The 19944-nt window shown below is 54.9% G+C and carries 15 protein-coding genes and 1 other RNA gene; 8 read left to right on the plus strand and 8 right to left on the minus strand.

The window, feature by feature from the left end; translation table 11 throughout:
* Window positions 1–255: 255 nt before the first annotated feature.
* The 4 genes from ACYZT4_RS12050 to ACYZT4_RS12065 all read left to right on the plus strand — a co-directional run bounded on the left by ACYZT4_RS12050 (window position 256) and on the right by ACYZT4_RS12065 (window position 4380).
* Window positions 256–738 (plus strand): hypothetical protein, encoded by a 483-nt coding sequence (locus ACYZT4_RS12050; RefSeq protein ID WP_461988025.1) that lies wholly within the window; start codon window positions 256–258, stop codon window positions 736–738.
* A 766-nt stretch (window positions 739–1504) separates the two neighbouring features.
* Entirely contained in the window at window positions 1505–2218 is a 714-nt protein-coding gene (locus ACYZT4_RS12055) for a recombinase family protein (RefSeq protein WP_461988027.1), read from the plus strand.
* Window positions 2219–2720: 502 nt separating this feature from the next.
* On the plus strand, window positions 2721–3839 hold the full coding sequence (locus tag ACYZT4_RS12060; RefSeq protein ID WP_461988029.1) for a hypothetical protein: 1119 nt from the start codon (window positions 2721–2723) through the stop codon (window positions 3837–3839).
* Between the two features lie 322 nt (window positions 3840–4161).
* The gene (locus ACYZT4_RS12065; protein WP_461988031.1) at window positions 4162–4380 is read left to right on the plus strand and encodes a hypothetical protein; all 219 of its coding nucleotides are present in this window, start codon (window positions 4162–4164) and stop codon (window positions 4378–4380) included.
* Window positions 4381–4916: 536 nt separating this feature from the next.
* Here the strand turns inward: ACYZT4_RS12065 and ACYZT4_RS12070 are convergent.
* Window positions 4917–5918 (minus strand): HNH endonuclease, encoded by a 1002-nt coding sequence (locus tag ACYZT4_RS12070; RefSeq protein WP_461988034.1) that lies wholly within the window; start codon window positions 5916–5918, stop codon window positions 4917–4919.
* Between the two features lie 179 nt (window positions 5919–6097).
* Here ACYZT4_RS12070 and ACYZT4_RS12075 point away from each other — a divergent pair, with 179 nt between their 5' ends.
* Together ACYZT4_RS12075 and ACYZT4_RS12080 are read left to right on the plus strand one after the other, a co-directional pair.
* Window positions 6098–6667, plus strand: a complete 570-nt coding sequence (locus tag ACYZT4_RS12075) for a recombinase family protein (RefSeq protein ID WP_461988035.1) — start codon at window positions 6098–6100, stop codon at window positions 6665–6667.
* 322 nt (window positions 6668–6989) lie between these two features.
* On the plus strand, window positions 6990–7703 hold the full coding sequence (locus ACYZT4_RS12080) for a hypothetical protein (protein WP_461988037.1): 714 nt from the start codon (window positions 6990–6992) through the stop codon (window positions 7701–7703).
* Window positions 7704–7887: 184 nt separating this feature from the next.
* Here ACYZT4_RS12080 and ACYZT4_RS12085 read toward each other — a convergent pair whose 3' ends face one another.
* Entirely contained in the window at window positions 7888–8466 is a 579-nt protein-coding gene (locus ACYZT4_RS12085; protein ID WP_461988039.1) for a hypothetical protein, read from the minus strand.
* Between the two features lie 544 nt (window positions 8467–9010).
* Here ACYZT4_RS12085 and ACYZT4_RS12090 point away from each other — a divergent pair.
* Together ACYZT4_RS12090 and ACYZT4_RS12095 are read left to right on the plus strand one after the other, a co-directional pair.
* Window positions 9011–9733, plus strand: a complete 723-nt coding sequence (locus ACYZT4_RS12090) for a hypothetical protein (protein WP_461988041.1) — start codon at window positions 9011–9013, stop codon at window positions 9731–9733.
* Between the two features lie 75 nt (window positions 9734–9808).
* On the plus strand, window positions 9809–10474 hold the full coding sequence (locus tag ACYZT4_RS12095) for a hypothetical protein (RefSeq protein ID WP_461988042.1): 666 nt from the start codon (window positions 9809–9811) through the stop codon (window positions 10472–10474).
* Between the two features lie 147 nt (window positions 10475–10621).
* Here ACYZT4_RS12095 and ffs read toward each other — a convergent pair.
* The 6 genes from ffs to ACYZT4_RS12125 all read right to left on the minus strand — a co-directional run bounded on the left by ffs (window position 10622) and on the right by ACYZT4_RS12125 (window position 19882).
* An RNA gene (gene ffs, locus ACYZT4_RS12100) (signal recognition particle sRNA small type) lies at window positions 10622–10718 on the minus strand.
* A gap of 127 nt (window positions 10719–10845) precedes the next feature.
* The gene (locus ACYZT4_RS12105; protein WP_461988044.1) at window positions 10846–12009 is read right to left on the minus strand and encodes a zinc-binding metallopeptidase family protein; all 1164 of its coding nucleotides are present in this window, start codon (window positions 12007–12009) and stop codon (window positions 10846–10848) included.
* 174 nt (window positions 12010–12183) lie between these two features.
* Complete coding sequence (gene ligA / locus ACYZT4_RS12110) at window positions 12184–14541, minus strand: NAD-dependent DNA ligase LigA (protein WP_461988045.1); 2358 nt, start codon at window positions 14539–14541, stop codon at window positions 12184–12186.
* 110 nt (window positions 14542–14651) lie between these two features.
* Complete coding sequence (gene zipA / locus ACYZT4_RS12115) at window positions 14652–15506, minus strand: cell division protein ZipA (protein WP_461988047.1); 855 nt, start codon at window positions 15504–15506, stop codon at window positions 14652–14654.
* Between the two features lie 225 nt (window positions 15507–15731).
* Window positions 15732–19220 (minus strand): chromosome segregation protein SMC, encoded by a 3489-nt coding sequence (gene smc, locus ACYZT4_RS12120; protein WP_461988049.1) that lies wholly within the window; start codon window positions 19218–19220, stop codon window positions 15732–15734.
* 2 nt (window positions 19221–19222) lie between these two features.
* Window positions 19223–19882, minus strand: coding sequence for a GntR family transcriptional regulator (locus ACYZT4_RS12125; RefSeq protein ID WP_461988661.1), 660 nt, complete (start codon window positions 19880–19882; stop codon window positions 19223–19225).
* Window positions 19883–19944 lie beyond the last annotated feature (62 nt).

The raw sequence follows: 19944 nt of genomic DNA on the forward strand, positions 1-19944 counted from the left end.
TACCAGTCATTACATCAGGACAATTCAATTAAATTTTCGCCCCTATCAAACAGAATCTCATACACTAAAAAATCCTTGGTACAATCGAAAACTAACACACTAACGCAAGATGAACTTTTTACTAGTGCACGAGAAAACCAACTAGTTATATAAAAACTTAAGTGCACGAGAAAAAATATTGTAGCGAGCCGCTTGACACCCCTGCGGACTCATGGGTAGCTTGAGAAAAAGCCAGCCCACCAGGAGTGTCAAAAAGTGACTGTCGAAAAACCCGACCTTAATGCATCTGATGACCATTGGAACAACTACGCGAAATTTCGTGGAACTCATCTGATATCAGAGCTCGCTCCGTTCTTAGTCGAAAGCTTCGGGTACAAAGAGCGGTACGTGAAACAGCATCTGAACCTAGGACTTGCCGCGACAGTTAATGCATATACGCTCAAATACGATATTTACCTTCGCCTTTTTCCTAGACCCGAAGCTGGCTGGCCACGAGAGACACTTGTTCTTGCACGGATTGGTTTCAAGGAAGAACGCAAAGGACATGGTCGTCGTTTATTAACGCTGATTACCGGGCTTGCGTCCGAGATTGGTTATAAACACATTGCCATAGAGAGCGCTAACGAGAACTCTAGTGCTTTCGGTAGACGCTTTGATCTTCAACCAATGGACGAACGTGAAAGTAACTGGATCGGCTCCGTTGTCGATGTCCAACGAGCACTTGGGCGGTCCGTGTAATCTGAGAACGAAAAGTTCAGTTGGACAATATCAATTCTACGTTATCGCTGACCACTGAGCAAAACTATCAAGGAAGTAATTGAAAATCTAATCACACTGGTTGTCCAGCAGCATCTGTTGAGTTCTTGTAGCGCGTCAAAACCCCTGTTTACAGCGCCTACACTACGGCCGGGTCAAGCAGATCGCCACACACAAACTACTTTTTATTTTTCCATTCGATTATTTGCACTCGCGAACTATTGAGCGGCGATACACATATCAAAATAAATAATTAGGCATTATAGGAACCAATAATGGCTCTTAAACGCGAAGTCACAATACTCATGGCAATAGATAACGCTTTCACTTTCAAACGTAAGGACTTGACTGCCTGGGAGATCAAATTTCTCAATGGCTTACGCTCGGGGCACATGAAGTACTCACAGCTAACTGTCAGGCAAAAAACGACAGTTGTCCCCATTCTCAAGCGGATAGGGCTAATGCCCCTGTCACCTAAACTCCCAATGAAAACACAAGTATAGCCCCTCGATTCCCCTACACCCTGGCAAACAGCCCCCCCTCACAGGGGACATTTGACGCCCAAGCATAGCTTTGGCTTGTAATAAGTGCTCATCGTAGGTCTGGAATGCATCCTGACCTCCACCGTCGAACATTCACAGTAGGGAAATCGCTTCGAACGGGCAAAGGCAAAAGCGGGCATAACATATTGTTGTCGAACGACTACAATTTGTTAAATGTGGTCAAACCGAGAATACGAGGCGAGAACATGAAACAGGTCGTTGCTTACGCACGGATGAGTACAGACGATCAGTGCCTGTCGGTAGCCGGTCAGTTCGCCGCTATCCAGATCGCCGCTGAGACGCACAGCTGGCAAATCGTCGCCCAGTTCACGGATGAGGGCGTGTCGGGTTCTATCGATCCTCTGGAACGACCGCAGTGCCGCCTAGCTCTGGCAATGGCGAAGGGTTTGGATTGCCCGATAGTCATCCACCGTGTTGACCGCCTGACCCGTGACCACGCCCACTTCGCTGTTCTCCAGAAGAAGTACACCATCGTCGAAGCCGAGGACGTTCATGGCAGTCGCCTCGTTCGCAACATCAAGTCGCTGCTGGCTGAAGAAGAGCTGGTCAAGATTCGCCAGCGTACCAAGGATGGCCTGGCCGAGTTGAAAGCCCTTGCCGCCAACGGCGATGTCGAAGCACAGGCGAAGATCGCCCGTCGTGACGCTGGTCGTGCGAAGGCTTGGGAAGTAGGCAACAGTGCTGCACTGGAGGCAAAGAAACAGAACGCTGACAATCGGGCCGACGCAATCGCTCATAACATCAAGGCGTGCCTGTACGACGGTTGCACGTCCTTTGTTGCCATTGCCCAGTGTCTCAACGCCAAGGGCATCACCACGGCCAAAGGGAAGACATTCCAGCCGATGACTGTATCCCGCCTCATGACTCGCCTTAAGTTGTCATTCAGCATCAGAACTTGACATCACCTCTGTGCGCCACTAGTCGCCTACGGGCGGCTATTTCATGCCAGTGATATTTTGAAATCGTAGCCGCAGACAGCGGGTGGGCACAGGAATGGCTCTTAACCTCGACCCAGCCTGCGTAGAAATTCCGTTGGTCTGCCACATTCTCTACCCTGATGTTTCGCCACGGACTCACGAGTGAAGTTCGATTCAGGTCAGGTACCGATTCTGAAGAACGTTGGTATCAGTGGATTTCAAAGGGATGTTTACGACCGACAGAGAACGGCCAAAAAAAGCCACTGCCAGTCGAATATTTACGTTTGTGGTGAGCGTATTTGATTAGAAAAGTGGTCTATGGAAATGTCTCTGCTGAAAGTCCGCACTAATGCATCGCCTCATGCCCAGAGCCCAAGAATCATCCTATGAGGCTATTCGGCTTCAGTGATGCCATAATCTCACCGTTCTGCGTTGACTGAGCCCGACAGGGTTTTATTGAGTTTTACTGGTAGGTTGGAGGAATATGGACATCACATACAAATTGCCGCATCCGGTGAGAATGACCTGCTCTGAATATACCGAGATGCACACACGGGCGAGGGATCGAATGTATGATGAAATCTTCGTCGGATTGGATATTGAAACATGCTCAATAGACTACTTGACGCAGACGATTACAAGGCTGCGCCCTGATATTTTTTCTTTTTATCGTTCCACCAGCTTGACTGATCATCTGGCGGGGATCGCGCTTAGCACAACGCTCTACTCTTACAAATTCAGGCGCCAAGATGGCAATATCTTGACAACATCAAATGTTCTTGATGGGATTTTGGAACAAACGGAGATTGGCGACGACATTCCGGTAGATTATCTCCGCCCACCGTTTAAAACTTGTTACATCGAATTTACAGAGAGCCGAACCTCTTCACTCAAAGTCTATAACGAATCTACACATGAGCACATACTAGAAGGCGTATATATAAGTGAGACCCAGATTAATCCTGGCTCAATGGAGATGAAGCGTTATAACGACAGCCCAGTGGTGGACGTGACCAAGCCGTTGAGGATTCTAGATCTGATGTTTACCGGCTCGCCATTGGGTAAATCACATGTGGAAGATGATGCACTGCGAGTGCAAGGATTCTACATACAGGATGGAATGCGAACAATAAAGCAGGAGCTCAGTCGAGTCGAGGAAAGATACGGCGATGACGACGACTTCACAGGCGACATGAGATATTTATCTGAAACATTAAATCACATGGCCAAAGTTTTATTGTTCACTAATTGCAAGCAATACCGCGACACTGCATTCAACGAGCGAAAGGAACTACGAAAAAAAATAACCTCGTTGAAAGGCATAGGTAAAATTCGTAAATTTGAAGATAAGCTCCGAAAGACCTATGACAGAGTAATAATTAGCCCTGTGGATAATGTGATCTATGAAACTGATGCAGGATTTGATCACGCAAGAAATGTAAAGGAAAAGCGTACGCACTGGAGGAAGGGGCATTTTCGAATGCAGCCATATGGCCCTGGAGCTACCAAGAGAAAAATTTTATTTATAGAGCCGACAGTCGTTGGGGGCGTCTTTGCGAAGAAAAAAAACTATGACGTGAAGGAGAAGGCTGAATCGCCTTGAGGTTCGTAGACGCTTCTATGTCCATAAACCGAGAGCAATTAGAAGTGACGTCCCCACTGTTTGATACGCACCATTGAGCGGCGGCTTTCTGGCCGATTCTGCCGGTGTTCAATGACTGCAAAGGGTCGATTCCTGCCCTCGGTGAAGGGCAGCTTTGGGTCGTCCTCTGCCGGTCATAACCAGGAAACGTGCAGGTCTAATTCGGTCCAAAGGGCTGGTCAGGTCGAACGCGAACATTGGACAGGCCTGAGCAATTACACGCCAGTCCAACCAGAGGCGAGATGAGCTAGGCTTCCCGCATCACCACTCAAGGACGATACCCATGTCAGATAGTCCAGATGCCAACATCGCCACAGCGGACGCACTGACATTGCTCTTGCACAACCAGCACGCCCTGGGTGCGGCCATTGAAGAAGTGACCAAGTGGCTGTCAGAAAATGGAGTCGGGGGTGTCGCAGCTAACGCAATTGCAGCCATGGAAACCCTGGACACAAATGCGCAAGCGATCACAGATGCGATTATGACGCTACGGCAGTCGTAGGCCCGCACTTTGCCCAGCTGTGCTGAGGGACGTTGCCGTAACACGGGCAGGTAATTTCAGAGCGGGCCGTTATACGATATAGGGTTTTTATCGATACCCACGTCATCACGAACAGCATTAAGCATACACGACGCCTTCTCCCGGACCGGGGCCCATTCGTAGGTGACAAGGGGAGAGGGTAAGGTGCGTTCCATTGGGATAGATTCCATGTCTGAGCTGGCTAAAGTAGCAGCAGCTGGAATCCTCCGCCAATACCACAGACCCCATCCTGCCTCGCACTGATCTACGATCATTGCCACCCCCTCAAGGACGACAGATATGCCAGACAATACAGACTCCTACATAGCCACAACAGAAGTTCTAACCTTGCTTCTGCACAACCAAACGCCTTAGCCGCAGCAATCGAGGACGTTGCCCTATGGGCTATATCAAACGGTTCAAGCGAAGCCCATGAGAACGGCGTCACTGCATTGCAGCCCCTTGATGAGAACGCGGCTGCTATCACCGCTGGAATTCTAAAGCTCAGTCAATAATTGCTAACAACGAAGAGTCCTCTGCGATAGCTCACCCCTTCGACTAATTCGACCTGCAACGATCTCAAAACAGCGTGTTCGTATCTCATCGCGGTCAACGCCAAAATGGGCTTGGCGGTGGGCGTCCGCAGTTAAGGCTATGACATTTTCAACCGTATCAGCACCGCCCTCTGAAAGTGGAATGATGTGATGGGTTTCCAAATAGATGCCACCATTCGCCATCAGAAAACCTGGAACCTCCGTTAGCTCACAGACACCTCCTGAACGCTCCAACACCCGCCGACGAACGTTAAGATCACGGTAACGTTGTACGCCGTTATAGATATATGTGTCCGGCCGCTCATTCGTAGCAAACTGATCTAAAACGGGAGGATCGCTCACCACAGCGATTTCCAACTGCATAGAAATTTCTTCAACATCAGTCGTTTCAGCAACGATGCTCAATGGATTTTGGTTACCTCGAACTAGTAAAAATACTCCATCTTCTTCGAACGACTCGACGAACCACAGCTGATCATCCAATTGGCGTCCCGTCGCTCGATCATGCTTTGCTCTTTCATCTTCCGTCTCACGCTCCCGAACAGGTCCTGTCACGATGACTACCCGAACAGGAGTCGTGTTCATGGCGGCTAGGTGGACTGTAGTGCTGAAATGCTGTGCACGATTGATGCGTGGGTCTTTGATCGTTCGATTTCGATTCTTGGGGTATTTTTCAAGCTGCTGGATCAAGGCATCGGCATACGCTCTCAGATTTTCTGAAAAGCAGACCCGCCCTTGACTGTCGACATGCAATCCCTCCCACCAAACACACAAAAGCAGGGTACTTATGTCGGCGCTCCGAAAAGACCATTCGTAACAGTAGCCGCCATTTGATTGAGGCCGGCTTACTGATCGGCCGTCCGATTTTCTAAAACTCCATTCAGAGACGTCTATACCTGCGCTCTGCACACAGTCAACGATCATCGACTTGCCAGTTGGTCGAAGCGTTTCAAGATCAATGCCCATTCCCTGCCCCCTGCATGCCAAACGCCTGATCATGACGATGATAACAGGGACACATCAAACGACCGTTAAACGACACCTTCCTGACGAGCGGTATTCAGTATCATAAAAATAGCCTTATGGCTTTAACGATACCTCGATACAATGATACCACCTTAAGTGATACTAGTGGAGTCACCGCCATGTCCCGCACTTTCCTGTACCGCCGAGTCAGCACCTCAACCCAGTTCACTGAGAACCAAGTGCAAGAAGTAAAAGCCGCAGGTTTCGATGTGCAGGCGAGTCGAGTAGTTGAGGAAACCATCTCAGGCAGCATCCCCGCCAGTGAGCGTAAAGGCTTCCAGACTCTACTAGGCAAGATGGAGTCAGGTGACGTGCTGATCGTGACCAAGCTGGACCGGTTAGGCCGTAACGCTATGGATGTACGCCAGACCGTCGAGCACTTGGCATCTGCTGGCATCCGTGTTCACTGTCTCGCACTTGGCGGTGTGGACCTCACCAGTGCAGCAGGCAAAATGACCATGCAAGTTCTCGGTGCCGTCGCGGAGTTTGAGCGTGACCTGCTGATCGAACGCACACAGGCAGGATTGCAGCGTGCCAAGAGCAAAGGCAAGAAGTTGGGCCGCCCAGAGGCGACGCTTACTACGGCAGCAGTGCAGCGACTCAGGGCGAAGGATATGACGCAGGCTGAGGTAGCTGGTGAACTTCAGATAGGCATTGCTACAGTTAAGCGTCACTGGAACAAAGCTTAGCCCACTCAACAGTCGCCTTCCTGCGCCTTTGCCATGCCCCAGATATTCGCCGATTTGAGCCGGCGATAGCATGTTGGCCCGGTAATGCCATCAAGGAGCCCGCTCCATAGTGCCCAGTTCTGCCGATTCCGCCGAACCCCCCTATTGAGATTTCACCGTATATTGTATGGGCCGATATTCGATTGGCCTGCCACGGTCTTCAGAAATTCTGCCTTACGTGTCTCTGGCGATTAAAGCCAGACTAGGCTCGGGCGTTCGGTTAACTTCTTAACTGGTATACTAATTCCGCTCGCTGCTAGACAACTGCTGGTCCGGAGGGGACATGGATATTAAAGCCTTTTGCGTTGAACACTCTATCGACATGAGCAAGTGTGGTGTGTCTCTAATTGGCGGGAGCTTCAGTTTGGTAGAGTTGGTCGAGTTGGAAGTCTCTCCAGTTGAGTTTCTTATCCTGGCAGAAGAAGACTTCCAGCGGGGCGGGCAGTCGGCACTAATAAATGCGCCTTCAAACATCAAGCGAGCAATGGTTAGTCAAATGGATCGGTTGCTGAGTTCTTTTGGCTTTAAATCATCAGGGCTGAATGTAAAGGAGAAGATTGAGAAATTAAGAAAGCTTGGGTTGTTGGCTCCCGGTGTTTTACGCAAAGCGGTAAAGCTACGTAATGTTCTGGAGCACGAAAATAAAACTCCAACGATGGAACAGGTTGAAGATGCTCTTGATGTCGCTAGCCTCTTTGTTTTGTCTTCATCGGTAATGTTTACGCCTTTTGAAGATGCACTAGAGTTTTCCTTGCGTAAGGCGTCTGTGCTGCACCCGATTAAATATTTAACAGTTGGATTGAGCCGGGAGGCCAGTAGCGTGTTTTACAAGGTGTATGTCTATGGGGCGGATAATTCTGAATGCCTTGGTTGCTGCAATATTCAGTCTGGACATCTACTATTCGATCAATTAGTTAAACTTTCTGCATCTCTGATGATGAAGTACAAAGTTGATCAGGCATGTAAGGAATTCGATGCGGTGTACGCTACCTTATAGCAATAACGCACAAGCTGTTCCTGCAATAAAATAATGAATGAATGAATGAATGAATGAAAGGCAGTCCTCTTGAAAGATGACTAACCAACCAAAGTGCTAAGTGCTAAGTGCTAAGTGCTAAGTGCTAAGTGCTTTAAACGTTAGCCCGTTTTCCATAGGTGTCGCTATAGATGAGTGACTAGTTTCAGTGGCTATTCTTGATGTCGACACCGGACGCGAAGTCTTTCGTACGGTATGGAGCAAGTTCGTTGCAATTAAGAACGCTTTTCATTAGGCGTGCTGTTTCCCAGCCGTCCATGTACAACTTGGTTGCAGGGATGTTCTTGATTTTTGGATACTTACTAACGGTAGAATCTATCTTTAGCCACTTCGTGAAGTCTCCCTCGCTCAAGCCATTCTTGAAATCTGAACAACCTGATGCCCATATATTCCAAGCATCTTGGTTGGCATCATATGTACTGTATGGTTTACTTGCCTGTTCGATTAAAGTGTAGTAGTCGAAGAAGTTGGAAGCACTGCTTTGATTCTTGACGTAGTCAATGGATCTGAGGGCGTCCGCTTTTATTTTCGCGGGGCTGATATTGTTGCAGCCATCACCACTAAGGAGAAATGTGGCCGTTCTAACACTCCATCCCACAGCACAGTTAGAATACTCGTATTTGTACCCATCCATGAACTTCCAATGTTCTTCCGGTACGCTGTAATCAGCAGCGGTACCAGACTGGCAGATTAGGGACAACGCTACTACCGCCCATGCCTTCATGTTTACTTCCTATTGATTGATCGAAGCATGTTACCGGGTGCTGTGGTCTCCCTGCTATCAAGACAGAGTTCAATCGGGAACTAGGTCTTGTCTTTCGTGTGGTCCCCATATACATATCCCATCCGCGACGTTTCACGCTCTTTGTCACGATTGTACATCTCGCTCAGGGTCCATCTCAGACGCTCATGTTCCAGCTTCAATGCCGCCAGCTCCTTAGAACAGTCTCGCCACATGACGATTAGCCCGGCAAGGTTCTTGTGGGCTTGCCGAAGGTCATGCCGCGTAACGTCCAGCTCAGAGCACAGCAAATCACACTGGTGCTTCAGCATCTCTTCACGGGATGACATCCAATTCAAACCCACTGTCATCGATCAAATCGTCTTCCATCACGCACGCAACCAATACTGTGTGTACGCACAGTACAGACTGCAAAATGGATGCTCAAGAGAGAGGACAGGTGCTGAGAAATGGGTCAAAAAGGCCTTGAGTGCATGACCCTTGGGCCAACTGCTACCATCTGCCATCGCTCATGAGGTTGCTGGCTATGCACGATATTGATCCGACTGATTTTAACAAGGCACGTGGATTCCTGATCGGATACTCCGGTATCGTTCTGGCGCTGTGGTTCTTCGGGGCGAAGCTGGAAAAGTTTCAGCTGATGGGAACTGAGATTCAGTTGGGGGCGAATGTCGCCAAGGCGTGGCTCGTACTCTGCCTGGTTAACGCCTACCTCTGGTGGCGGTACTATCAGCGACTACCGGCTCAGGCGCTGCTGTTCGATGACGCTATGCAGGACCTTTACGATGCCAGCCTCAAATGGGTGGCAATCCGTCTACACACGCAGACGATGAAGAAGAAATTACAGGAGATGTTCGATACAGACCCTAATGGGGCGGACGCTGTTGAGTTCTTTCGTGGTCGAGCCTTGCTGACCTGCCATCACAAAATCGAAGAAGCGAATCGGACCCACCCAGAAGGGACAGACATTCGTTATGTAAGCAGAGAGTTTCGCACTGAGGTGCGTCTTTCGTTTGATTACCGTGTTCGAACGAAGGGAGAGTGGCACCCCTTTTGGCAGGAGGGTTCATTGTGCACCTACAATCCTCAAGCGATGATCAATTGGCCGATCAAAGCATTCGTCATCGTTCGAGGAGCATTTGTTACGCCATGGCTCACAGACTACGTAATCCCGCTCATCTGGGGAGCAGCAAGCACACTAGCCGCACTTTGGATGTTCCTGCACATTAACCATTACCTCTGGCAATGAAACACCGGATCATCACCCAATCGTCTTGATGATGAACTCCCGGCGCTGCTGCACCAGTTTTTTTGAGGAATAACCGTGACGACCCGATGGCGACTTGACCAGCTACGCGATGGCGTGAAGATCAAACACCCCAGCAGTGCCAAGGAGCTCGTATCACTTATCAATTCTCTGGGGCGATCCCGCGAAATCTTTGACTACCACAAGTGCCTTGCGCGTGACGCGTTCGAGGCTTTCAACGCAACGAATGACCCAGATGGAATAAGTTTTGCGAAGCACATCTTCGGCGTCGTGGATGATGAAGGCGTGCTGTGGAACGCAGGGATTATCAGCGAAGCAAATCTCATCGCTTGCATAAACATCACACGAAGCGCGTTTGATAGTTTTGGGCAACTCGTGAATCAGCTTGTGGTGCCGAAGCCGTGCAAGGGCAATCCGTATGTGCATGATGTTGTCCAAGCACTGTCACCCGGCGAGCTGAAAGACGAGCTTATCGCTGCGATATCGTCCGAATGGTTTGCGTACATTCAAGCCTTCTTGAACATCGTAAAGCATAGGCAGCTCGTCACGCACAGCCCATCGCTCTCGTTTATAGATGAAAACCGGGGCGGTAAGGTCGAAGGCTTCGATTACAAGGGCAAACCCTATGCAGCATGCTGGGTCAAGGAAGCCCTAGAGGGCACTGTGGAGCTTCAGAATTCGCTAGTAGCCTGCGGACGAGCACTTAACCGTGCCTATCTGTGATCAACTGAATCGAGCTTGGGCGTAGAATTGAAAGACGCTAATATGCCGCTTATGGTGCACCACTTTGGTGTACCTAAACGCTGTCACACTTCGAGATTTTTAACTGACAAATCCTTGTAAAATCAAGGATTTAGAGATAGGTGGCAACCCCACCAGCCACACCCCGGCACACAATGTTCCCGCTGTGGCTGCTTCCTTCCGGATCTGACCAGGTTCACGGGTAATCGTTGCGGGGGGACCGATGGGGTCACCATAACGACGCTCACCTGACGGCGAGCCGCGCCATTGTACCTATCTGAGACGAAGTTACAACCGTTCGGGCGGATTAAAAAATATGAGCCCGGTCAAGGACATGCGCCATCCCCGAAACCCTACTGCGCCAACACCTCATCTGCCCTGCCGCCCTCTTGCTGGATCACCAGGTGGATAAAGTGCAACTTGGCAATGACCGGCGGCGGTAACACGAACGGATAGAAATCCGGCTGCCCCATGCTGCGGGACAGTTCGTTGAGCATGCCGGCCAGTTCGATCCACGCGTTGACGAACGACAGGAACGCCGCGCCACCGGGATGCTGTGGATCGTAGAGGGTGCTGGACGGGAACGGCTGGTAGTCGAAATCCATCTCCCGCGCGCTCATGCCAAAACCGAGGGCGGTGTCTACCGCGTCCATCATGTGCAAGTAGTGCGCCCAGGTTTCCGCCCAGTCTTCCCACGGATGCATGGTGGCGTAGGCGCTGACAAAATGTTGCTGCCAGTCGAGTGGCGCGCCTTGCTGATAATGCCGTTCAAGGGCATCGGCGTAACTTGCACGGTCGTCACCGAACACGGCGCGAAACGGCTCAACCCACTGACCGTTGGCGATCAGCCGATCCCAATAATAGTGCCCCACTTCATGCCGAAAATGCCCGAGCAGGGTGCGATACGGTTCGTGCATTTGCACCCGGATTTGCTCGCGGTGGGCGTCGTCGGCTTCCTTGATGTCGAGGGTGATCAGACCGTTGGCGTGGCCCGTCGTCGGCGGTTTGCCTTCAAGGTCGACGCCGATGAAATCGAAGGCCAGGCCGGTTTCTTCGTCCGCGATTTTGGGGATCACCTGCAACCCCAGACTGACCAGTTGCGCGACCAGCCGCCGTTTGGCGATTTCGACTTTGCGCCAGCGTTCGGGGTTCTCGGGAATCGATAAATCGGGGATGGTGTGATTCAAACTGCAAGCGATGCACAGCGTAGCGTGATCGTTGGCTGGCAACAGCCAGTTGCACGCCGCCGGGGAGTCGAGATTGGCGCAGCGGCGGAACGCCCCCGCGTCAGGTTCGGCGTCGAGCGTCCAGGTGTCGACCTGTACACCGGGCTGCAACGACGACAAGCGACTCTGTTCAGGCTGGTAACCCAACGCCGCCGAACAGGCCAGACACTGGCTGTTGCGAAAAAACAGCGACTGACCGCAGCGGCAATGCCAGACCTTGCTGTTGCGCAAACGCTCGCCAATGAAGGGCGCGGCGATGCGGGAACTGAGCTGTTCGAAGAAGCGGTACATGGCGATCTCTCCCTGGGACTTGCCAAGACTAGATCATGATTGGTTGTCGATCGTTCCCGGATTTTGCGTGATGGCTGATATCGCTTTCGCGAGCAGGCTCGCGCCCACAGATAACCGAGTTCTTAGCGCAAGAATGAGGTAAGGATGTGGGAGCGAGCCTGCTCGCGAAAAGCGTCATACAGAGATGCCGTGGGTACTCAAAAAAGCGACAAACGCCTCTTCATCCAGCACCTTCAACCCAAGCTCATTGGCCTTGGCCAGCTTCGAACCCGCACCCGGCCCGGCCACCACGCAATGAGTCTTGGCGGACACCGAGCCCGCCACCTTGGCGCCGAGGCTTTCGAGTTTGTCCTTCGCGACGTCGCGGCTCATCAACTCCAGCGAACCGGTGAGCACCCAGGTCTGACCTGCCAGCGGCAAGCCTTCGACGACTTTCTTTTCGCTCTGCCAGTGCATGCCAAATTCGAGGAGTTGCTGCTCGGCGGCTTTCGCGATCTGGCGATTTTCCTCAATCGAGAAAAACTCCCGAACCGAGTTCGCCTGCTTCTCCGGCAACGCCTGACGCATGTCCAGCCAGTCAGCGCCGAACACGCCTTCCAGCGAACCGAACCTGTCCGCCAGCTTTTGTGCCCCGCCCGGCCCGACCGAGGGAATATGCAGCTTGTCGAGGAACCCGCCGAGGGTGGTGCTGGCCGCAAACTCGGCGCCCAACTCGCCCTGATCCTGAATCTGCAAGCCGTGCTTGAGCAAGTCCGCGATCACCTGTCGGTTATGCGCATCCTCGAAGAAGCTGTGAATCTCGTAGGCCACTTCCAGCCCCACATCCGGCAAGTACGTGAGCACCTGCGGCAACGCTTGCTGAACCCGCTCCAGTGAACCCAGCGAGCGCGCCAACACCTTGGCCGTCTCTTCGCCGACATCGGGAATGCCGAGGGCGTAGATGAAACGCGCCAGGCTCGGCTTTTTGCTGTCCTCAATGGCACTCAACAGCTTCTTGCTCGACAGCTCGGCAAACCCTTCCAGGTCGACGATGTCTTCAAACTTGAGCGCATACAGATCGGCCGGGGAATTCACCAGGCCTTCGTCGACCAGTTGCTCGACACTCTTGTCGCCCAGACCCTCTATGTCCATTGCGCGGCGCGACACGAAATGAATGATCGCCTGCTTGAGCTGCGCACCACAGGCCAGGCGTCCAACGCAGCGGTAGACCGCGCCCTCGGTGACCGTCTCGCGCCCCTTGCTGCGCTTGACCAGTTGCGTGCGCTCGACATGGGAACCGCAAACCGGGCACTTCTCCGGGATCTGCACCGCTCGCGCGCCCTCGGGGCGGCGCTCCAGCAACACTTGCACCACTTGCGGAATCACATCGCCCGCGCGGCGGATGATCACGGTGTCGCCGATCATCAGGCCCAGACGCGCGACCTCATCCATGTTGTGCAGCGTCGCATTGGCCACGGTGACGCCCGCGACCTTGACCGGTTTCAAGCGTGCCACGGGCGTCACTGCACCGGTGCGGCCAACCTGGAATTCCACGTCGAGCAACTCGGTGAGTTCTTCCATCGCCGGGAATTTGTGAGCAATCGCCCAGCGCGGTTCGCGGGCGCGGAAACCCAGCTCACGCTGGGACGCGATGCTGTTGACCTTGAACACTACGCCATCGATTTCATAGGCCAGGCTGTTACGCCGCTCACCGATCTCGCGGTAGTAATTTAGGCACTCGTCGATGCCGTGGGCCAGTTTCAGCTCGCGGCTGATAGGCATGCCCCACGCTTGCAGCTGCCGCAGATTGCCGATATGCGTGTCGGCAATGTCCGCCGAGATCTGGCCGATGCCGTAGCAGCAGAATTCCAGCGGGCGGTTGGCGGTGATCTTCGAATCCAGCTGGCGCAAACTGCCCGCCGCGGCGTTACGTGGATTGGCGAAGGTCTTGCCGCCGACTTCCAGTTGCGTCGCGTTGAGTCGCTCGAAACCGGCCTTCGACATGAAGACTTCGCCGCGCACTTCCAGGGTTGCGGGCCAGCCGCTGCCTTGCAGTTTCAGCGGGATGTTGCGCACGGTGCGCACGTTGATGCTGATGTCTTCGCCGGTGGCGCCGTCGCCGCGCGTGGCGCCGCGTACCAGCACACCGTCCTGATAAAGCAGGCTGACCGCCAGGCCATCGAGCTTCGGTTCGCAGCTGTATTCCACCGCCGAACCGCCGCCGAACAAATCGCCGGCTGGCAAGTCGAGACCTTCGGTGACCCGGCGATCGAACTCGCGCATGTCGGTTTCTTCGAAGGCGTTGCCGAGGCTGAGCATCGGCACTTCGTGGCGCACCTGAGTGAACGCCGACAGCGCCGCGCTGCCGACGCGCTGGGTCGGCGAGTCGCTGGTGACGAGGTCTGGGTGAGCCGCTTCGAGGGCCTTGAGTTCATGGAACAGCCGGTCATATTCGGCGTCCGGAATGCTCGGCTCGTCCAGCACGTGGTAGCGGTAGTTGTGCTGATCCAGCTCAGCGCGCAGCTCTAGAATGCGGGTTTTGGCGGCGGTCATGGGTGTGCTCTCGTAAAGCAAAAGAGCAGCCTAGGCTGCTCAATGTTGATGCGGTGTTGATTCATTGTAGGAGCCAGGGGAAATTCACGATTCCCCGCAGGTGGCCAATATCAGCGCTTCTGGGTCAGCGCGCGACGTTCAAACTCAACGATGCGCTGACGGTAATGCTCGATCGTCTGCGCGGTCAGCACGCTGCGCTGGTCGTCCTTCAGTTCGCCATTCAGCTCCTGAGACAGTTTGCGCGCAGCTGCCACCATCACGTCGAAGGCTTGCTTCGGATGACGCGGGCCCGGCAAGCCGAGGAAGAAGCTCACGGCCGGGGTGCTGAAGTGGTCGATGTCGTCCAGATCGAAGACGCCCGGCTTGACCGCATTGGCCATGGAGAACAGCACTTCACCGTTGCCAGCCATGCTTTCGTGGCGGTGGAAAATGTCCATCTCGCCAAAGCGCAGGCCGCTTTCCAGAATGTTCTGCAACAGCGCCGGGCCCCTGAAGCCGGCGGCGTCACGGCAGATCACGCTGATCACCAGCACTTCTTCTGCTTGCGGCTGATCTTTTTCACTGACCGCAGGCGACGACTTGGTGTCATCCGGGAAATCGTCGTCACGGCTGCTGAAGCTTGGGCCGCCGTCCAGGTCCAGGCTGAGGTTCATATCGCCCTGGGACGGTTCGCCATGACCCCGCTTGCCGCGCTTGGAGCCCGACTCGCGGTGTTCCCGGGCAGGCATGCTCACCGACGGCAGATCGTGCTCGTCCAGTTGCGGTTCTTTGTGGTTGTCCAGCACGCGGGGCGGGCCCAACAGCTCGGCGCTGGTGTCCTCGTCCGGCAAATTGGACAGACTTCGATCAAGACGGAACTTCAGTTTTCCTTTGCCGCCGCGCATCCGGCGCCAGCCATCGAAAAGAATACCGGCAATGACAATAATGCCGATGACGATCAGCCACTCGCGCAGACCGATTTCCATGTAATCCCGTGCCTCTATAAAAAATGCTGAAAAATAAGGGGTTTACAACTCGCAAACCGCTTTAAAACGTGGCGCCAACTCTATGTTCTGACAGGCGTTTTGCCCACGTATACGAAAAATTGACATTAAACTAGCACGACCGGCGGCTTCGCAGCTACAAGCTTTAAGCTCGAAGGTGCAAGCCTCGTCACTTGCAGCTTGAAGCTTGAGGCTGGCAACTGGCCGCTAGGCCTCCACCATCGCCATCGCCTCCTCGACATCCACTGCCACCAGACGCGAGCAACCCGGCTCGTGCATCGTCACCCCCATCAGTTGATCGGCCATTTCCATGGCGATCTTGTTGTGGGTGATATAGATGAACTGCACCGTCTCGGACATCTCTTTCACCAACCGTGCATAACGTCCAACGTTAGCGTCATCCAATGGCGCGTCAACTTCATCGAGCATGCAGAACGGCGCCGGGTTCAACTTGAAGATCGCAAAAACCAGGGCCAATGCGGTCAGGGCTTTTTCGCCACCGGAGAGCAAATGGATGGTGCTGTTCTTCTTTCCGGGCGGCTGCGCCATGATTGTCACCCCTGTATCGAGTAGATCTTCGCCCGTCAGTTCCAAATACGCGCGGCCTCCACCGAAAACTTTTGGGAAAAGCGCCTGTAAACCGCCGTTGATCTGATCAAAGGTATCTTTGAAGCGATTGCGGGTTTCCTTGTCGATCTTGCGAATTACGTTCTCGAGGGTGTCCAGCGCTTCCACCAGATCGTCGTTCTGCGCATCCAGATAACGTTTACGCTCGGATTGTTGCTGGTATTCGTCGATGGCCGCGAGGTTGATCGCGCCGAGGCGTTGAATGCGTGCGGCAATCCGTTCGAGTTCTTCCTCGGCGTCCTTCTCGTTGGCCTCGGCGGTCAGCGTGGCGAGCACGCCGTGCAGGTCGTAACCGTCTTCCAGCAGTTGATCTTCCAGAGTCTTGCGGCGCACGGTCAGGGCTTGCCATTCCATGCGCTGGGTTTCCATCTGGCCACGAATCAACTGCGATTGCTGTTCGGCCTGGTTGCGGCGCTTCTCGGCGTCACGCAGTTCGCGGTCGGCGTCTTCGAGGGCGATCTGCGCGGTCTTGAGTTCTTCATCGACGGTCATGCGCTTGTCGAGCAACGCTTCGAGTTTCAGGCGCAGCTCTTCCAGCGGCGCTTCGCCCTCTTCCAGATTGAGGCTCAGTTGTTCGCGCTTTTCGGTCAGGCGCTCGGACTGCATTTCCAGGCGTTCCAGTGCCTGACGCGTCGAATCATGCTGCGCCTTGAGCGACCCCAGACGCACCGCCAATTGATGGGCGTGATCCTTGTGCTGGCGAGCTTCCTGACGCACGCGATCAAGGCGTTCGCGCAGGCTGTCGCGCTGGGCCAGCAGCAACTCGCGTTGCTCGGTGTCCAGTGCCATGGCGTCCAGAGCGTCCTGCAATTGCAGACGCGCTTCGCCGATGTTTTCGTGCTCCAGCGCGCGTTGTTCGGCCAGTTCCGTGAGTTCTTCATCAAGGCGGGTGCGGCGCAAAGTCAGTTGTTCAGCCTTGGCTTTACCGGCAGATAATTGCGCCTTCAATTCACCTTGCTGACGTGCTTCGTCCTGCAGTAATCGGCGCAAATGTTCGCGACCGTTTTCCTGCTGACGCTGCTGGGCTCGCAGATTTTGCAGCTGGGTTTCGAGGGCTTCGACCGCGGCTTCACGCTCTTCGCGCTCAATAGTCAAACCCTGGATTTCCTGCCCGCGCGCGAGCACGCCGCTTTCCGCTTCGCTGGCGCGACGCACCCGCAAAAAGTGCCGACCGACCCAAAAACCGTCGCGGCTGATCAAGCTCTGGCCGGCGGTCAATTGACCGCGCAGGGCCAAGGCCTGGTCAAGCGTTTCCACCGGCTTGACTTGCCCCAGCCACGGCGACAGATCGATCTGCGCCTCGACCTTGTCGAGCAAACTGCCGGGCACGCGCACGCCATCGCTGGCGGGGCTGAGCAAGCGCAGATCGCCCTGGGCAAAACCGGCCAGGTCGAAGTCACCGAAGTCATCCACGAGCACCGCTTGCAGGTCGGCGCCGAGCACGGTTTCCACCGCCAGCTCCCAACCGGCCTCGACTTTCAGGCCTTGCGCCAGACGCGGACGGTCCGCCAGGTGCTGCTCGCGCAGCCACTCGGCGGTGCCGGTGCCCGGATCAAGTGCGGCTTGCTGCAAGGCTTCCAGCGAAGCGAGGCGCCCGTTAAGGCGCTGCAAATCGCCCTGCGCCTGTTGCTGCGCCGATAACGCCTGCTGCAATTCCTGACGCAGTTGTTCAAGGCGCTCGACCTGGGCTTCTTCGCTGGCCTGCAAATCTTCGAGGGTGGCTTCGGCCGCCGCCAATTGCTCGCTGAGCTCCATGATCGCTGCGTCTTCCGGGTCCGCCGAGAGCAAGGCGCGCTCTTCGCCAAGACGCTTTTGACGGTCCGCCAAACGCTCCATGCTGGTTTCCAGCTGCTGGATGCGCGACTGCTGGACTTCGGACTGGCGACGCGGTTCGGCGGCCGTGAGGTTGAACGTGTCCCACTGCTCCTGCCAGCCGTGCATGGTGGTTTCGGACTCTTCCAGCGCGGCGGCGGCCTCTTCGGCGGCGGCGCTGCTGACTTCCTGTTCCGGCGTGAGCATGTCCAGTTCTTCGCCGAGGGTTTGCAGCAAGGTGCGGTCAAGGCCCAGGTGCGATTCGGTTTCCAGTCGCGCGCGCTCGGCTTCTTTCAAATCATCCTGCAACTGACGCAGGCGTTGCTGGCCGTGCTGGATGCTCTGCTCGACCCGGGCGATGTCGCCGCCGACCGAATAGAAGCGCCCCTGCACCAGATTGAAGCGTTCCGACAGGTCATGGTGCCCGTCACGCAAGCGTTCGATGCTCGCGTCGGCGTTGCGCTGCTCCGCCACCAGTGCTTCGAACGTGACTTCCTGGTTGCCGATGACTGCTTCGCGCTGACCAACCTGTTCGTTCAACGCCTGCCAGCGCAGGGCTGACAATTGCGCCTTGAGCTGACGCTCCTCGCCCTTGTATTCCTGATACTTCTTGGCCGACTCGGCCTGGCGGTGCAGGCGTTCAAGCTGACGCCCCAGCTCTTCGCGCAGGTCGGTCAGGCGCTCTAGGTTTTCGTGGGTGCGACGGATGCGGTTTTCGGTCTCGCGCCGGCGCTCCTTGTACTTGGAGATGCCCGCCGCTTCTTCAATAAAGTTACGCAGGTCTTCGGGCCTGGACTCGATCAGCTTGGAGATCATCCCCTGCTCGATGATCGAATAGCTGCGCGGGCCCAGGCCGGTGCCGAGGAAGATGTCGGTGATGTCGCGGCGGCGGCATTTGGTGCCGTTGAGGTAATACGTGGTCTGGCTGTCGCGGGTGACTTTGCGCCGAATGGAGATTTCCGCGTAGGCAGCAAATTCGCCGAGCAGCGTGCCGTCGGAGTTGTCGAACACCAGCTCGATGCTCGCCTGGCTCACCGGTTTACGACTGGTCGAACCGTTGAAGATGACGTCGGTCATCGACTCGCCGCGCAGGTTCTTCGCCGAGCTCTCGCCCATCACCCAGCGCACGGCGTCGATGATGTTCGATTTGCCGCAACCATTGGGCCCGACCACGGCAGCCATGTTGCTGGGGAAGTTCACCGTGGTCGGATCGACGAAGGATTTGAACCCCGCCAGCTTGATGCACTTGAGCCGCACGCTTAAGCGTCCGTCAGGGCGGAAACCACCAGATCGCAACTGCGCTGGGCGTACGCCGTCAGCACTTCGCGGATCTGCGGGAAGTCACGGGCCAGCACCGCCGCGAGCAAGCGTTCGAACAGTTCAAGGAATTCGCTCATCGACGCCTTGCGCTGGTCGAGGGCCAGAAAATACGCGCGGCTCATGGCCGGCTGCAGGTTCTCGACGGTTTCCTGCAAGTACGGGTTATTGGCGAACGGGTACGCAGCGCGCATCACATTGAAGCTGTCGTCGACGAAGGTGCGGATGTCCTGCCGCTCGTAGCTGTCGGCCAGGCGTTGCTGGATCTGCACGAACGGCGCCATGTCGGCCTGGACCTGCCAGCCGCTGGCGACAGCATTGCCGAGCAGGATGTACAGCTCGCTCATCAGCGTGCACAGGCTCTGCACCTTGTGGGCAGTGAGCTCGGTGACGTGGGCGCCGCGTCGCGGCAGGATCGCGATCAGGTGACGCCGCTCAAGGATCAGCAAGGCTTCGCGGACCGAGCCGCGGCTGACATTGAGGGCCAGCGTGACCTTCTGTTCCTGGATGCGCTCCCCGGGCTTCATTTCGCCACGAATGATGCGTTCGGCGAGGTGGTGAGCAATTTGCTCGGCGAGGCTGTCCGGCGCCTTGAACGTCATGGTTGTCCCTTCAAACTCTTCGATCTGCACAAGCGGCGCAGTGTAGCGCAGATGAAGGGTCA

The organism is Pseudomonas sp. GB2N2 (genome assembly GCF_054897705.1).

Bases quoted from the DNA above. Each gene is read 5' to 3' on its own strand.
- ACYZT4_RS12070 (WP_461988034.1), bottom strand. From the start codon at position 5,918: ATGGGCATTGATCTTGAAACGCTTCGACCAACTGGCAAGTCGATGATC.
- ACYZT4_RS12055 (WP_461988027.1), top strand. From the start codon at position 1,505: ATGAAACAGGTCGTTGCTTACGCACGGATGAGTACAGACGATCAGTGC.
- ACYZT4_RS12080 (WP_461988037.1), top strand. From the start codon at position 6,990: ATGGATATTAAAGCCTTTTGCGTTGAACACTCTATCGACATGAGCAAG.
- ACYZT4_RS12105 (WP_461988044.1), bottom strand. From the start codon at position 12,009: ATGTACCGCTTCTTCGAACAGCTCAGTTCCCGCATCGCCGCGCCCTTC.
- ACYZT4_RS12075 (WP_461988035.1), top strand. From the start codon at position 6,098: ATGTCCCGCACTTTCCTGTACCGCCGAGTCAGCACCTCAACCCAGTTC.
- ligA (WP_461988045.1), bottom strand. From the start codon at position 14,541: ATGACCGCCGCCAAAACCCGCATTCTAGAGCTGCGCGCTGAGCTGGAT.
- ACYZT4_RS12090 (WP_461988041.1), top strand. From the start codon at position 9,011: ATGCACGATATTGATCCGACTGATTTTAACAAGGCACGTGGATTCCTG.
- ACYZT4_RS12060 (WP_461988029.1), top strand. From the start codon at position 2,721: ATGGACATCACATACAAATTGCCGCATCCGGTGAGAATGACCTGCTCT.
- zipA (WP_461988047.1), bottom strand. From the start codon at position 15,506: ATGGAAATCGGTCTGCGCGAGTGGCTGATCGTCATCGGCATTATTGTC.
- ACYZT4_RS12065 (WP_461988031.1), top strand. From the start codon at position 4,162: ATGTCAGATAGTCCAGATGCCAACATCGCCACAGCGGACGCACTGACA.
- ACYZT4_RS12125 (WP_461988661.1), bottom strand. From the start codon at position 19,882: ATGACGTTCAAGGCGCCGGACAGCCTCGCCGAGCAAATTGCTCACCAC.
- ACYZT4_RS12085 (WP_461988039.1), bottom strand. From the start codon at position 8,466: ATGAAGGCATGGGCGGTAGTAGCGTTGTCCCTAATCTGCCAGTCTGGT.